Consider the following 15,979-nt stretch of genomic DNA (forward strand, 5'->3'; position numbering starts at 1 on the left):
CATTTTCAATGAAAACGGCGTCCAACACGCCGATTCTCAAACATTCACGCTCCGCAATACCATCCGGCGGAGGATGCTTGCAAGATCGAATCAGGCACTCTGCCACTCTTGGATCGCCGGAATCGGACTGACCAACATCAACACATTGAGCAGCAAATTGTCGCGAATCAGGATCAACATCACGATCTCGCTGAGCACGAACAAAGCGACCGACCAACGCCAACCAAATCGGGACGAAAACCAGTACCCCAGCATGCAGGCCGCCACATCCGTGACCGAATTCGCGATCGAATCCCCGGTGTAGCCCACTGCCATCGTCGCCTCGCGGTAACGCTCGATGATCAGTGGCGAGTTCTCCAGGATCTCCCAGCTCACCTCCAATCCCACCGCGATCAAGAAACGCCACGTTTGGTTCAGCCGCGGCACCCACAGCAGCGCCCAGTAAAACAACACGCCGTGCAAAACATGCGAGAAGAAATACGGGTCAATCACGTGCTGCGAGTTGTGGGCGGTCCAGATGTCCCAGGACCACGGGACCCACGAACCACACTCACACCAAAACTGACGCCCCATCCCTGCCAGCACCAAAACCATGCCGGCGATCATCGAGCCGGCAACCAGTGCATCCCTCCACGATGGGTCCCATAGGGATCGATCGTGGAAGTTTTCCAGCGTGTCGGATGAGCGTGCGTTCAAAAGTACCGTTTCCAGCTCAACGCAGATCGTCGCGATCGATCACAGGGTTGGCAGTTCCCTGTCCAATCAACACCAACACCCCTTGTTGAGGACGGTTGGAATTCATCGCCTGTGCATTGAAGGGAACCCCATAACAGGCGTAGTTGCCCGTCGCGGTGTCCAAGACATAGATGACCGAGCGACCGACTGGATTGCTGCTGCTACGAGGAAAATCCGCTTGTCCGGTGGCCATGATGTAACTCCCACCTTTGCCATCCGTTCCCAACGCCTCGGCGACATTCCCCGTGAACGTGGCCGCAAAACGACCGACTCGCGGGTACATCACCGAACACTGAAGCAGCCCCGAATTGTGATCCAGCACAAACAATCCATCCGCTTGGTCACTGACGGAACCGGTCGCCAACGAGAACTTTTCGCTGCTGACCGCGGCGGTCGCGTTGGCAATCGGCAGGTTTTGCCAATTGGCCAGGGTGGATGAGCTTGATCCCACCGCAGTGGTTTCTGCTGAACGACGGGCTTCGGAGGCGACACCTGCGAAGTAGATGGCCACCCCGACGGCAGCCAAGGTCACACCAACCATCCATCCGCGATTCCCGCAGCATCGCATTGATTCGGTTGGAACGACTGGCAATTGAGCGGAATCTGCAATGTCTTTCATGAATCGTTTCTCAGCTAGCGGCAGAGGAAGGGAACAATGGAGTTGATTCAGCCTGTGATTGTACGCATCGGCTGAGAACTTTACGATTGGAATCTCGTGTCCTGAACCGCCTCTTTCCACGTTTCTCGCGAAAATCATCATGTCGCTCAATGCTCCCCTGAACCGAAAACTCCGCATGGGAATCGTTGGTGGTGGTCTGGGATCCTTCATCGGTCGCGTCCACACCGTTGCTGCTGGACTGGACAATCGCAGCGAATTGGTCGCCGGAGCCTTCTCCAGCAACCCGGAACGCAGCCGCCAATCCGCCCCCGGATACGGCGTCGATGAATCGCGAGCCTACGGCAGCTACGAAGCCATGCTGGACGCCGAATCGCGGCTTCCCGAGGACCAGCGGATCGACTTCGTCAGCGTCACCACCCCCAACCACACGCACTTTGAAATTGCCAAGGCCGCGGTCGAAGCTGGTTTCAACGTCGTCTGCGACAAACCGATGACGTTCGACTTGGACCAAGCCGAACAATTGCTGAAGACGGTCGAAAACTCGGACGTCGTCTTCGCTCTGACGCACAACTACACCGGTTACCCACTGATTCGCCAAGCTCGCGAAATGATTTTGGGAGGCGAACTCGGTGAGATCAACGCGATCCGCTCTCAGTACATTCAGGGCTGGCTTCGCGACAAAATCGAAGCGGAAGATCAAAAGCAAGCCGCTTGGCGAACCGACCCCTCCAAGAGCGGTGCGGCGGGTGCCTTCGGCGACATCGCCACGCACGCCTACAACCTGGGTCGCTTCATGACGGGCGTGTTGCCCGAAACGGTCAGTTGCAGCCTAAAATCATTCGTCGAAGGACGCCAACTGGATGACTACGGCACCGCCGTGATCCGCTATGAAAACGGTGCCCTGGGAACGGTCACGGCATCGCAAATCAGCCACGGCCGCGAAAATGACGTGGAAATCGAAATCGACGGCACCAAGGGTTCGCTGAAGTGGCGTCAAGAAAACCCGAATGAGCTGCACTACCGTCAAAACGGCAAGGCTCATCAGATTTACACGCGGGATCCCAACGCGCCTTACATGCACCCCATCGCCGCGGCATCCTGTCGCTTGCCATCAGGGCACCCCGAAGCGTTCTTTGAAGCCTTCGCGAACGTTTACGCCGCCGCGTTTGACGACATGGCCAAACGCGCTGAAGGAGCCACCATCGATCGCAAGACGACGCTGTACCCCAGCGTTCACGATGGCGTCGAAGGCATGTACTTCATCCAGCAGTGCGTCGCCAGCCACAAAGACAACGCGGCTTGGTTGCCGCTGAAGCACCCCGTCGCGCGCGTTTGATCGGCGATCCTGCTTGATGAACTGCGCGGCCTCCGTTTCTGTGATCATGCCCGCTGCCGGCAGCGGGCAACGCTTTGGCAGCCAGTCCAACAAGCTGTTTGCGGTCCTGGACGGCAAACCGCTGTGGCAACACGCCGTGGATCGATTCCAACATCGCGGCGACGTCCGGCAAATCGTGCTGGCAATCTCCGAGGAAGACGACTCCACGTTTCGCGAACAGATCGCGGCGATTTCCTCCGCCGTCCCAATCCACCTTGTTCGAGGTGGCGCGACACGCAGCGAGAGCGTTCGTGCAGCCTTGGATCAAGTCCAGAAATTCGCGGCCGAATCTGCTTCCAACGGCACCGCCACGAAAACACTGGTCGCGATCCACGACGCCGCTCGACCGCTGGTTCGCCAAGTCGACCTGGACCGGGTCTTCGCCAAGGCCGCTGACACCGGGGCGGCAATCCTGGCGGCCCCCGTTTCCGGAACCCTCAAACGGGCCACCAGCCATGGATCCGACACGGTCGATCGTCGCCACACTTACGTCGCACTAACTCCCCAGGTGTTCGCGATCGACGTCATTTGTCAAGCTTACGCTCGCGACCGAGGCCGCATGGCCACCGACGACGCTCAACTGGTGGAGCGAACCTCTCACCCAGTTCAGCTTGTCACTGGTTCCGCAGACAATTTAAAAATCACCTTCCCCGAAGATCTCCGCATCGCGGAGGCGATCCTGAACGAATGCCGAAGCGAATTCGCATGACCACTTCCAACGCCACCAACCCACTGATCGAAGATCTCCGCTGGCGAGGTTTGCTGAATCAAACCACCGATGAAAACGGAATCGCCGAGCTGCTCAATTCGGGCCCGCAAACGATCTACATTGGGTTCGACCCCACGGCAACCTCGTTGCACGTCGGCGGCATGATGCAGTTGATGATGCTGCGTCGCTTCCAACGCGCCGGCCACCATCCGATTGCCCTGGTCGGTGGAGCCACTGGGATGATCGGCGACCCCAGCGGCAAAAGCGAAGAACGCAATCTGTTGTCGGCGGATCAACTGCAAAAGAATGTCGATGGCGTCGCCGCTCAAATGCGTCACTTCCTCGACTTTGAAGGTGCCAACGCCGCCAAGTTGCTGAACAACTTCGACTGGATGAAGAACTACTCCTACCTCGAGTTCCTTCGCGACGTCGGCAAGAACTTTCCCGTCGGTGCGATGATGGGCAAAGAATCCGTCCGCAGTCGATTGGAAAGCGAAGCCGGCCTGAGCTACACCGAATTCAGCTACATGCTCTTGCAGGCTTACGACTTCGTGAACCTGGCCAAGACCCATGATTGCCGCATCCAAGCCGGTGGCAGCGACCAATGGGGAAACATCACTGCCGGAATCGACCTGGGTCGTCGCATGCTGGGCAAGCAATTGTTCGGCATCACCGCGCCGCTGCTGACAACCAGCGACGGTCGCAAAATGGGCAAGACCGAATCCGGCGCCGTGTGGTTGGATCCCGAGCGAACCAGCCCCTACGCGTTTTACCAGTACTGGATCAACGTCGCCGATGAAGACGTGATGCGTTGCCTGGCCTACCTGACCGAAATCGAGCGAGCCGAATACGACGAACTCGATGACAAAACCAAGAACGATCCCGGCCAACGCACCGCGCAGAAACGACTGGCTCAATGGTTGACCGAACTGGTTCACGGCGAAGCCGGAGTCCAATCGGCTCAACGCGCCACGCAGATTCTGTTCGGCGGCGAAATCGGTGACACGACGGACGCCCAACTGCAAGAGATCTTTGCCGACGTCCCCTCCTGCGACGTGCCGCGGTCGGCTCTCGAAGGCGAAGGTTTGTGGATCGTGGAAGCACTGCAAACGGCGAAGCTCTGCAACAGCGGCGGAGACGCTCGCCGGGCCTTGTCCGAAGGCGGCGTGTACGTCAACAACGCTCGCGTCGAAGACGTTCAAAAACGTTTGGTCGCCGATGACTTGGACGGTCGATCCGTCTTGGTGCTCCGCCGCGGAAAACGCAAGTACGCCCTGCTCAAGATCCAAGATTGAGCTTGATCATGCGATGGTGGCAGGCCTCTTTGGCAATCGCTTTGCTCCTGAGTTCTCTCGGGACACCGGCCAAGCTCATCCATGCGTTCGCACAAGAATCGCAAACTTCGGCGGAGGGAATCACACTCGTTCCCACCGCCGAGTTTCGACTCGACGTCCGCCCCGGCACCGGTTCGATCGACCGACAAAACAACCTGATCACGGTCAACTGCCCTGCCCCGCAAGAAGAAGCCTGGGCGTTACAGGTTCAGTGCGAGCCGATCTCAATTCCCGTGCAAGAGTCCGACGTGTTCTGCGTCTCCTTCGACGCACGAGCCATCGCATCCAGCACGGATGGACTGGGAAGCATTCATGTCTCGATGGCGACCAACGATCCCTGGGAACCAATCGAAGAACCCAACGGGTTTCGCTCCTTCGACGTTCCCAATCAGTGGCATCCGTTTCGAATCTGCTTTCGTGCCAAGCAGGATTACGACGCCAATCGTATCTACGCCTCGATCCAGTGCGCCGAGAAGAAGCAACGACTCGAAATTCGCGATCTGAAATTGATCGGGCTGGGAAACGTTCCCGACGCAAGCCTTCCGTTCACGCGGTTGTTCTACCCAGGCGCGGACAACGATGCCTGGCGAGCGGAAGCTCAGCGCAGCATCGATCGCCATCGTAAAAGCGACCTGACGGTCCGTGTCGTCAACGCGGTCGGCGAACCGCTGGCCGGTGCAACCGTTCACGTCCAACAGCAAGAGCACGATTACGCCTTCGGGACGTTCGTGGGCAACACACCCATCCATGCTGGCGAAGACGCCGCCAAATTTCGCGAGCAAACCAAGCGTTGGTTCAACCGTGTCACCCTGCCTCGCTATTGGGCGGACTGGGGAACGGACCGTCCCGCCGGTGTTGTGAAAGCCGACGCGACCGCCGAGTGGGCCATCGACGCGGGCTTTGAAATCAAAAACCACCTGCTGCTGTACCCGCATTTCATTCCCGATCGCGTCCAACAACTGGCCGATCACCCCTCGCGATTCCAGGCCGAAATCGAAACCGCGATGGACGCCGCTCTGGAGCGAACACGTGACATGCCAATCGCGGTCTGGGATGCGATCAATGAACTTCGCGATGTGTCACTGGTCGGCGATGTCTTAGGAAACGACTACTACGCCGACGTCTTCAATCGAGGCCAGCGATCGCAACCCGAGGCCCTCTGGTTCATCAACGAATACGGATTGATGACCGGTGGCAGCGAACGGTCCAAGCATCTCACAACTTACACCCAGCAGATCGAACAGATTTTGGACAGCGGCGGGGCCGTGGAAGGCATCGGTGTCCAAGGGCACTTTCAAGCCGACCTGATCACCATGCCGGAAGCCTGGAAAGTGCTCAACGAACTGTCACGATTCCAGTTGCCGATCGAGATCACCGAGTTCGACATCGACTCCCGTGACGAAGCCACCCAAGCCCAGTTCACTCGTGATTTCCTGACGCTGGTGTTCGCTCACTCTGCGACCACCGGGTTCACAACCTGGGGCTTCTGGGAAGGCGACATGTGGCGTCCCCACGGCGCCATGATCCGAGAGGACTGGACAATCAAACCCAACGGCCAAGTCTGGGAAGAGCTGATCTTTCAAGCCTGGTGGACCAACCAAACCGTTCAAACCAACGCTGAAGGCATCGCCACCGTCCGAGCCTTTCGTGGCACACATCGCGTCCAAGCCGAAGCCCAAGACTGGGCAAGGATTCAGACCGTGAATCTTCTCGAAGACGAAACCGTCACCCTACAAATTGGAGTTGGCGGTGAGTGACCTGCCTCCGCTTCCGTCGGAACAATTGCTGATCGATCACTTGGCTTCTTTCCCCCACCCATCGCTCGCCTCCGCGATCGTGATGTCACCGGGACGAGGGCAATCGGCCGATGCACTGATTGCCGCCTTTCCAAGCTCGAAAGTCACGAGCTGGTTCGTGGATTTGCACCGCGCCGAACAGGCTCGCGAGGTGACGTCGGCAGACGTTCATGTGATCTGCCAACCCGATCTTCCTGACACCTCGTGGGATCTCGCTTTGTTGCCGGTCTTGAAAACCGGCGAAGCGGAGATGAATCGCAACCTCATTCATCAATCATGGCAAAGGCTGACAATCGGTGGTGAACTGATCGCCGCGGTCAACGCTCCCAAAGACACCTGGCTGCTGAATCAGTTGCAGGCTCTCGGTCCCAAAGTCCGATGCCACGATCACGCGAGCGGACGTGTTTACGTCGTGCGAAAATCATCCGAGACATTCAAACCGAAAACCTTCGACGCCGAATTCACTCACCGAGTCGACGATCGCATCCTGACCGTGCATTCTCGTCCATCGGTGTTCTCTCATCGGTCGGTCGACCGAGCCGCCGCGGCAATGATCCGGCACGCGCCGATCCCCGAAGGATCCACAGTGTTGGAACTCGGATGCGGCAACGGAGCCGTCGCAATGGCAGCCGCCGTGCGATCACAAACCGGTCACGTTTACGCCGTCGATTGCAATTCGCGAGCCGTCCAGTGCACCGAGCGTGCGGCAGCTCAAAACCAACTCACCAACCTGACCGCGATCGTCAATCACGATGGAGAGCTGCCGGACGTGCCCCCCTGCGACATCGCGTTGCTCAACCCGCCCTACTACGGCGACTTCCGAATCGCCGAGCATTTCATGGTCACCGCCGCAAAGAAACTGCGATCGGGCGGAGAAGCCTACGTCATCACCAAGCAAACCGATCGCTACCTCGAATACGACTGGTGGCCGCTCGAAATGACCGATCGAAAGACCGCCCAGTCCTACGACCTGCTGCGTTTCACCCGCGAGTGAGCGTGTCGTGAACAACAAGTGACGTAGCGGAAGGGCGCGAGCCCTCCGGTTCCTCACCGGGCGGCTTGCGCCACACCGCTAACAACGTCACTTGCTGTTCACGCGTTGCTAAGAAACGTCGGCATGAGTCATCGGCTTTCGTTGATTCTGGGCAACCCACACAGCTGGTTCTATCGAAGTATTTCTGCCAGCCCCATACCCAGTCACGCCACATCGATGCGTCGATTCCAACCTCCGAAAGCGTTCAGGCCAGTGATCTGTCACGACCTATTACGAGGGTAGTGGACGAGGCCACGAGTCCTGAACTGGCGTCAACCCCGAGGACTCGTGGCCTCGTCCACTACGATCAAACCTCACTTTTAGTTTGCGACAGACCACGAGGCCTTTGGGCAGCTCGGCGACTTTGACCGGCAAGTGACTGAGTCACGGTCCAGCATTGCAACTTCGGGGGCACAGGAAGATGGCTGGCAATTTCCGTCACAAGGCGGAACCGGAGTGAGTGCCCGGCGGCGGAGACCGAACGTGGCCACTCCCACCAGCCGGAACGCGATCGCGTCCGATTCCGAATCGCTGGTCACCGACAAAAAATCGATGATACGCCGAAGTGAGAATGAGCAATGGGTGTTGGGTGTCACCATCCGGCGATCTGCTACCCCAGTTCTCCTGGGCATGCGTTTGGTCAAAAGAACTCCGTCCCGTTTGATCGGTCCTCAGTCCCGCACACGAATTTCGACGCAGAGTCGCGAGAGGCGGTGAGGCGCAGAGGGACCAGACGGGATATCAGGCGTTACGGCTCTCCCCTGCGTCTCTGCGACTCCCCGCCTCTGCGTCAACTTCTTTCAGAACCGAGCGAGATCCATGGGACGGTGGTCATTGTTGAGAGGATGCGTCTGATTTTGACCCCCGCCCCCTCTTTTCTTCCTCGTCCAAAACAGTCTGCTTCCTACTCTTCTTCTGATTGGACACCCGAAACTACCCCCGTCCCCTTTCCCCGGTCTCAAAAGAGAACCAAGAGGAGTATCCTCAGATGAAGTCGCAGAAGCCAGGTTGTGGATTCCCAATGGTACGAATGATCGGGCTCTTCTCACTGGCGACTGGCGCGATCAACCACTTTGCCATTGGCCCATACACGGGAAAGCAAACCGGGGAAACATCGCTGTTGCGATCGGTTTTTGACCGGATTTTGCGGGTCAGAATCTTGCTTGCGGATCGCTACTACGCAAGTTTCTGGTTGCTTGCCGAAGGCGAGAGGCGTGGCATCGATTTGGTTGCCCGAGCGCATCATCTTCGCAAGATCGACTTTCGTCGCGGACTCAAACTGTGCTATCTCGATCAGTTGGTCCTCTACCAAAAACCGCAACGTCCGAAGTGGATGAGCGAAGACGAGTACGCTCAGTATCCCGATTCGATTTTCGTTCGACACTTGAAGTACAAGGTGACTCAAAAGGGGTTTCGCACACGTGAGATCACGCTGGCAACGACGCTGCTTGATGCGGATATCTACACAGCGGAAGAACTTGCAGAGCTCTACTCTCGACGGTGGTTAGTTGAGTTACACATCCGCAGTTTGAAAACTCAAATGCAAATGGATCACTTGCGATGCAAGAGTCCTCAGATGGTGCGTAAGGAGATCCACTGTCACATGATCGGTTACAACTTGGTTCGCTGTGCGATGTTGGCCTCCGCGTTGAAGTTCGGCTTGTGCCCAACCCGACTCAGCTTCACTGGCGCCATGCAGGCAATCGAAGAGTTCGCTTCGTCGCTTCGCTTGGGCTCGATCCGCCCCCATCAGCAATGGGCGAACTTACTTGAAGTGATTTCCGAATTGACCGTTGGCAACCGACCGGGCAGGCAAGAAAAAAGAGAAATCAAACGGCGAGCGAAGAACTACAAGCTGATGCAATGCCCACGCAATCCGAACCGAAACCGTTACGCCACAGCAGCTTAGGCTTACGCCCGTGCCATTCGTGTCGGACACCGAATTGGCTGGTTGGGCAACATTGGGTTTCTTCGGGCGTCCGCGTGGTCGCATCGTTGACTCCAGGCCGAAACGACGTTTCAACGCGTAGGATGGGCACCCTTGCCTTTTTGTACCCCACATCTCGAAACACCAAAGATTAGTGCCCGATCAGACTGGATTAGTGTTCCACAGAGCGGTCAAGGGAACACTAATCGGCGCTAATCGAACACTAATAATTCCTGGGCAAGGGATATTTGGCTTCAAACCGCTTGTATTCCCAACGCAAGCAGCTCCCAAAAGATGTGGGGTACAATAAGGCACTCTTGCCCGTCTGAGTCGGCCATGACTACCAATCACAACCCGACGCGTGAGCGAGGGACGCCCCTAAGCAGGTCGGCTGGAACGATCGGGCACAACCATGTGAGCCGTTTGGGCGTTCGCCCCGGTTGCGAGTGAAAACCGTGGCTAACGCCAACGGCTCACATACCCGATGACACCTGCGTACCTGCTTAACTCCCACGACGGCCCCATCCGGGGCGAATCCCAGACGCCAGCCACCATTCATTTTTCGAACGTCCCTTGCAGCGACGTAGGCCATACCGAACGAAGCGAGCTACGGCAGGGGACATTGTATTCGGTGGCCAGCCAGGCTCCGAAACTCACCACCTCAGTCCGCTGTGAACACCAGCACGCGAGGCTCACCGGATGAGTCACTCTTGGCCTCAGCGGTTGGCTTGTCCTCGAGCGTGCCCTCTGCCATGACCTTTCCGGTTTTCGGATCATAAACCCGATACGATCGCGGAACCTCCTGGCAGAGAATCGCCGAGTTCCCGCCTTCTGGCAAATACAACACGAACAGTTTCCCTGGCACCAACAGACCACGTCGTCCATAAGTGCAGTCCCAATTCGGCTTCATGTTCGCAAGCGGCAAACCCTCCAAGATTTTCGCTGCGATGCCGGGATACTTGGAACCTTCAAAGTCGAGGGCTTCGCGCCAACCTGCCCCCGGAGCGGTGCACCAATTTGCGTGACCGGGCTCGTTGGCATCGAGCCGCCATTGCCACAAACTGCCGGCTCCGTAGACCACGCCCATCGTGCCGCCTGCGGTCAGATTGCACCACGCTTCGTGGCCCTGCCACCAGCCGGCTCCTTTGCCGGTACGACCAATGTTCTCATACGTGGGTTCGCCATTGGCGACTGCTTTGACAGGACGATTCCGCCACATGTCCGCGACCCGCTCGGCGAGGTGTTCGCCACCGTGCCCGGTTTGGCACCACTGAAAATCCAACCACGTTTTGTCTTGGTGCGTGCGATTCTTTGCATGGGGCGAATAGTGAATTCCGGTTGGCTGTTGGTACGCATCCCACTTCTCGATTTCCGTTCCCGCGGCATCAAGTTGCTCGACGATGGAGGCTTTCTCGGCTGGACCGTCTCCTCCCACCAACCAAATCGCGGGGCGGGCTCCGTAGCGAGCGACGAGGTAGCGGCAATACCGGGCATAGTCTTCGGCGCTGACCACGTTGCCTGCCGTGCCGCCACCTTTCCATCCGTACCCATGGAACACAGGTTGATAAACAGGAGCGATCCCATGGGATGTCAACACATCCACCAACTGGTCAAACGTCTGAAAGTAATCGGGATTCAGTTTCGTCAGCGTCCCGCTTGGCAGATCCTCAAATCCAACCTCGAATCCTTCCGCTTCGGTGCGAGAACGCGGCCCTTTGGTCTTCAGGTCCGGTTGGACCGTCATCAACAACACGGCGTTGTACCCTTTGGCTTGCCGATCCTTGGCATACGTTTTCACTTGATCAACGGTCGCTCGCCAAGGCAACGCCCAAGCCGTGTCAGCACACAGCAGTCTCGCAGTCCCGTCCGCATGGATCAGGTTTCGGCCACCTGAGGGAATGCTCCAAAAACCATGCTGTGTGAACACAGTGGGTGTTTCCGTCTTTGACTCGACCGCTTGGAAGGAACCGGTTTTCCCATGCAGTCCTGAATCGTTGTCGCGATCCGATGACTGCCAATGCCAATTGCCTGACGAAAGTGGCGATGCAAACCGAACACGAAAGGTGTTCCCACCATCCCAAAACATCTGACGGCGGATGGTCGTCCCATCGTCGTGAGTGAAATCAACCCAAGCCTCCACGTCCGTGTAAGGATTCGCGGTTCCCTGCTCTGCCGTGAAGTCGAGTTGGACTTCCTGCCACTGCTGACACTCCGTCACCGACTCTGCCGCTCTGGCACCGGTCGTGCCGACACCAGCAACGAAAAGAAGCAAAACGGATAAAGGCAAGGTTTGATTTGTCATGCAATTCCTCGGTGAGGGGATCAGGAAATGAGCCGGGCATCGTTCTCAGGGGCGTCGGCTTGTTCCCAGTGTACAAGGACGATGAATCCCCGGGGCGAATTCCCCTGCGACGATCAGGTGCTCCTTTTCGCTTGACAGCTGAAACCGACCTGCCTACTGTACTACCTCATGCGGTACGGTAGTCCGCGGCCGATTTTGTTCGAGGCGACCATGCTGACCATCCAGATCACAACCGGAAGCGACGTGCCGATCTTTCGGCAGATCGTTCAGCAGGTGCGTGGTGGGATCGCGGCGGGCAAACTGAGCGTGGGCGACGCGTTGCCCAGTGTGCGGGGGTTGGCAGCGGACTTGGTGGTCAACCACAACACCGTCGCCAAGGCGTACTCGCAACTGGTACGGGATGGGTTGATTGAAAGCCAGCAAGGCCGCGGCTACTTCGTAACGCAGCGACGCGAGATTTACACCAAATCCGAACGGGTTCGCCGGGTTGCCTTGCTGGTGGAACCGTTGGTCAGCGAAGGGACGACACTGGGGTTCACGCCCGACGAAATCGTGGCGTTGGTGGAAAAGGAACTGGGCAAGTTGAGCGGCGGGAAAGTGTCCGGCGGAAACGCCACTGGCAAACGAGGGAAACGTTCATGAAGGCGGCGATCGAGACGTTTGGTTTGACACGTTACTTCCACCAACACTGCGTGGTCGAACAGCTGGGGTTCCAGGTTCCCACCGGCAAGGTCACCGCCTTGCTGGGGCTCAATGGTGCCGGCAAAACCACCACCATTCGGATGATGATGGGGTTGCTGGATCCAACCCGTGGCCGCTGCGAGACGCTGGGCGTGGACAGTCGCGAACTGACGCCGGCCATGCTTTCACGGATTGGCTACATGGTCGAAGGGCACTACTTGTCGTCCTGGATGCGTGTGTCACAGATGGAACGCTTTTCGGCGGAAGGTCACGCTCATTGGGACGGTGATCGCTATCGATCGATGGTGGAACACTTTGGAATTTCATCCTCTCAGAGAATCGGTTCGCTCAGTCGTGGCCAGCGTGCTGGCGTCAGCCTGGCAGCCGTGATGGCCGCTGATCCGGAGTTGCTGATCCTGGATGACCCTGCACTCGGATTGGACCCCGTCAGCCGCCGTGCGCTCAATGAGACGCTGGTCGACTTTGCAGCTGGCGAAACGACCGACGGTTGCGTTCGAACGGTGTTGCTGAGCACGCATTTGATGGACGACGTGGAACGCATCGCCGATGAAATTGCCGTGATGGTGGGCGGACGATTGTTGGTGCAAACGTCCTTGGATGACTTCCTGGACCGGGTCCAGCGAATGGCATTCACGCCGCTCCGTTCGCTCTCCAATCTCGAACTGGAGTCGAACTTACGGCAAACGATTCCCGGATTGGTGGAACTGCGTTTCGTTTCCGGTCAGTGCGTGGTTTGCATCGCGGACGTGTCGGATGAGGTGGTCGAGTCGCTCGCACGAGTTGCTGCGGGCGATGTGGAAACGTTGCCAACCTCACTGAACGATCTGGTGATCGCGTACCTGACAACACAACGAAGTGAGTCGTTTGCAGTGTCCACTTCCTCACTTGCCTTGGCGGATGAATCATGATGTTGTTTTGGAAGGAATGGCGGGAAGCGATCCGAACGCTACCGATCGCCATGGTGATTTTGGCGGTGGTGGTCTACACCGAAATGCCAAACCGTTCTACCAATCCCTCGAATCTGCCGGAGGCCCTCAGTCGCTCTCTCGCGCTGTGGGGATCCGTCTATGCGTTGGTATTGGGATTGTTGCAAACGTGGGGAGAGCAGCGAACCGATGTTCGCGGTTGGTTGTTTTCACATCCCGTCGCGCGTTGGCAGTCCTACTGGAGCAAAACGGTCGCTGCCTTTTTGGTTCACTTCGTTGCAATGCTGGTGCCTTGGACAATCGCCTACGTTTGGCTGGCGCGGGTCGCACCCCCGACTCGGCCAGCCGACCCGCAAATGTTGATTCCCGGATTTTGGTGCTACCTCGCCGCGTTTTCGTTTCATCCCGCAACGGTCTGGATGATGGCTCGCCCTTCGCGATGGCTGGGTTCCAAAACAGTGGTCCTGGTCCCGGCGATCGCGGTGACCGCCCTCGCTTACTTCGCATTCATGACGTTCTGGGCGACGTGGGCGGTGGCGTTGATCCTGGGCGGGGTCGCATTCTTCGTGCTGGCATTTCCCGCGATCGCGCAGCACACGTTCGTTCGGCAATCCAACCAGCCGCCGCTCGCGTCCGACGGCACGCTTGCGTCGCGATTGGCAGGTGCGGGGGTGATCGCATCGGTGCTGGTGGTTGGTGGCGCGGCAACCGCATTCGTCGGCGTGACGATGTCAAACCTCGTGCAGCCCGCGAGCGATGGAATGATCGAGAGTCATCGGTACATGCCCGACGGACGTTTGGTGAGGACACGCGAAAAATACATCTGGGATGAGGAGCTTGGTGGATCGGAATACAAAGTCCAATCCGCGTCTTTTGCTTCGCCGCAAAACAGCGACGCAGACGAGGTCGCGCTGACCGATCGTCAGATTGCGGAACTGATTCAACCCGCCTCCATGTCGCCAATGAAGCCCCAGGATCAACACCCGCCATTCCGAGCCATCGACACCAGCACCTACCACGAACGTGCGTTTGGATTGACTTGGTTTTGTCACGACGATGGCTACTACCTAGCGTATGTCGATCCGAGCTCCGTCACAGCCGACGAACCGTTGCTGGCAATGACACTCGATCGCAGTGGTTTCGGGTCAACCGGCCAGCCATTTGCAAGTCACGATCCGTTGAATCAGTACCGCATGGCAATCTTGCGATTTGCAGACAGTCCCTGGAACAAGACGGTTGGCTTGGTGGACCAAGACGGGATTTACGAGGCGATGATCAAGGAGCAGAAAATGCGCGTCGTCGCAAAAATGCCGATCGATGAAATCAGCTTTTCACCAAGCTTGGGTGATCGCGGTGCAACCGCACTGGTGCTTCACGACGACGAGTTGACGCTGCACGCGATGGAAAGCACCGAGCCAGGAGTTCCCTTGCCACCTGCCTACGAACGGAACGATCGGAACACCGCCTACGCTCCGATGCCGACGTTCGCGCTGAGCCGACCGACGCCAATCGCTTTGCCGGCGGACTGGTTTGCACAACCGGAAATGGCGGTGAACTCGAATTGGATCTCGCATCATTACCTGGACCGTGGCGAGGACGGTTTCGATTTGATTCGGGAAGCCTACGGCTCGTTTGTGAAGTCATTGCACATCGACAATGCTGGGCAGGTCGTCTCGCAAGAAACCTACCTCATTCCTCGGGTTCCAACTCAAACGCCCGCGGACGCACTCGTTGCGACGGTGGCTCCCCCGGTGTTCGCTGTTGGCTTCGGTGGGCTGTCGCAACGGCCGTGGGCCGCAGATTCTTCGGTCGTGATTTCGCAGCCATGGTTGTTCAATTTGGCCCTTTCACTGGGCGCATTGGCACACGGCGGGTTGGCCTGGTGGTTGACCAATCTCGCCTGTCGTCGGCGAGCGTTGTCATCGCGATGTTCCGTCGCCTGGAAGTGCTTTTCTTTGCTCGCCGGTTGGATCACTCCACTGGCGGTGCTGAGCGTTCACCCACGCATCGCCCAGACGAGTTGCCACGAATGCGACCGCTTGATTCGCGTCGATTCGGAGCACTGCCCGCACTGTGCCGCCAATTGGTGCCCACCTCAAAAAACCGGCATCGAGGTGTTCTCTCGCTCGACCTGAGAGGGGACTGACCTGGGCTGCGAACCTTCGTGCTTGCACTCGGTGCTCAGTGAAACGGTGCTCGTAATCGACTTTCGACTTTCGACTTTCGACTTTCGACTTTCGACTTTCGACTTTCGACTTTCGACTTTCGACTTTCGACTTTCGACTTTCGAGCACGAGCACGAGCACGAGCACGAGCACGAGCACGAGCACGAGCACGAGCACGAGCACGAGCACGAGCACGAGTACGAGCACGAGTACGAGCACGAGTACGAGCACGAGTACGAGTACGAGTACGAGCAGGGAGCAGGGAGCAGGGCAATTCTTTCCGGTTCGTTTCCGCTGGGCTATGCTGCTCAAGTGCGCGGGTGTTGTGTGCACCGTGCTGCCCGTTTGGTTGTTTG

The 15,979-nt window shown here is 57.9% G+C and carries 12 protein-coding genes; 9 read left to right on the forward strand and 3 right to left on the reverse strand.

The features are described from left to right. Positions 1-90: 90 nt before the first annotated feature. The gene (locus UH5x_RS15125; RefSeq protein WP_482632887.1) at positions 91-696 is read right to left on the reverse strand and encodes a DUF2585 family protein; all 606 of its coding nucleotides are present in this window, start codon (positions 694-696) and stop codon (positions 91-93) included. Between the two features lie 16 nt (positions 697-712). Beyond that, complete coding sequence (locus UH5x_RS15130) at positions 713-1,354, reverse strand: hypothetical protein (RefSeq protein WP_047817378.1); 642 nt, start codon at positions 1,352-1,354, stop codon at positions 713-715. Positions 1,355-1,412: 58 nt separating this feature from the next. On the opposite strand from UH5x_RS15130, the gene UH5x_RS15135 reads away from it, so the two are divergent. The 6 genes from UH5x_RS15135 to UH5x_RS15160 all read left to right on the forward strand — a co-directional run bounded on the left by UH5x_RS15135 (position 1,413) and on the right by UH5x_RS15160 (position 9,510). Then, positions 1,413-2,690, forward strand: a complete 1,278-nt coding sequence (locus UH5x_RS15135; RefSeq protein ID WP_173442736.1) for a Gfo/Idh/MocA family protein — start codon at positions 1,413-1,415, stop codon at positions 2,688-2,690. 16 nt (positions 2,691-2,706) lie between these two features. Next, positions 2,707-3,438, forward strand: coding sequence for a 2-C-methyl-D-erythritol 4-phosphate cytidylyltransferase (gene ispD / locus UH5x_RS15140; protein WP_482632888.1), 732 nt, complete (start codon positions 2,707-2,709; stop codon positions 3,436-3,438). Beyond that, on the forward strand, positions 3,435-4,733 hold the full coding sequence (tyrS, locus tag UH5x_RS15145; protein WP_482632889.1) for a tyrosine--tRNA ligase: 1,299 nt from the start codon (positions 3,435-3,437) through the stop codon (positions 4,731-4,733). The genes ispD and tyrS overlap by 4 nt, the downstream gene beginning before the upstream one ends. 8 nt (positions 4,734-4,741) lie before the next feature. After that, positions 4,742-6,529, forward strand: a complete 1,788-nt coding sequence (locus tag UH5x_RS15150) for an endo-1,4-beta-xylanase (RefSeq protein WP_482632890.1) — start codon at positions 4,742-4,744, stop codon at positions 6,527-6,529. Continuing rightward, entirely contained in the window at positions 6,522-7,562 is a 1,041-nt protein-coding gene (locus UH5x_RS15155; protein WP_482632891.1) for a class I SAM-dependent methyltransferase, read from the forward strand. The genes UH5x_RS15150 and UH5x_RS15155 overlap by 8 nt, the downstream gene beginning before the upstream one ends. Positions 7,563-8,589: 1,027 nt before the next feature. After that, positions 8,590-9,510, forward strand: a complete 921-nt coding sequence (locus UH5x_RS15160; RefSeq protein WP_482632892.1) for an IS4 family transposase — start codon at positions 8,590-8,592, stop codon at positions 9,508-9,510. A gap of 679 nt (positions 9,511-10,189) precedes the next feature. Here the strand turns inward: UH5x_RS15160 and UH5x_RS15165 are convergent. Continuing rightward, on the reverse strand, positions 10,190-11,830 hold the full coding sequence (locus UH5x_RS15165; RefSeq protein ID WP_482632893.1) for a glycoside hydrolase family 140 protein: 1,641 nt from the start codon (positions 11,828-11,830) through the stop codon (positions 10,190-10,192). Positions 11,831-12,040: 210 nt separating this feature from the next. Here UH5x_RS15165 and UH5x_RS15170 point away from each other — a divergent pair, with 210 nt between their 5' ends. From UH5x_RS15170 to UH5x_RS15180, 3 genes are read left to right on the forward strand one after another with little or no spacing between them, the layout of a single operon-like run. Then, positions 12,041-12,472: a GntR family transcriptional regulator gene (locus UH5x_RS15170; protein ID WP_047814320.1), complete on the forward strand. Its 432-nt coding sequence runs from the start codon at positions 12,041-12,043 to the stop codon at positions 12,470-12,472. After that, positions 12,469-13,440: an ABC transporter ATP-binding protein gene (locus UH5x_RS15175; RefSeq protein ID WP_053061141.1), complete on the forward strand. Its 972-nt coding sequence runs from the start codon at positions 12,469-12,471 to the stop codon at positions 13,438-13,440. The genes UH5x_RS15170 and UH5x_RS15175 overlap by 4 nt, the downstream gene beginning before the upstream one ends. Beyond that, positions 13,437-15,593 carry an ABC transporter permease gene (locus UH5x_RS15180; protein ID WP_482632894.1) on the forward strand — a complete coding sequence of 719 codons (2,157 nt, stop codon included), beginning with the start codon at positions 13,437-13,439 and terminating at the stop codon, positions 15,591-15,593. Before UH5x_RS15175 ends, UH5x_RS15180 begins: the two co-directional genes overlap by 4 nt. Positions 15,594-15,979: the final 386 nt, after the last annotated feature.

This window comes from Rhodopirellula sp. UH5 (genome assembly GCF_056839225.1).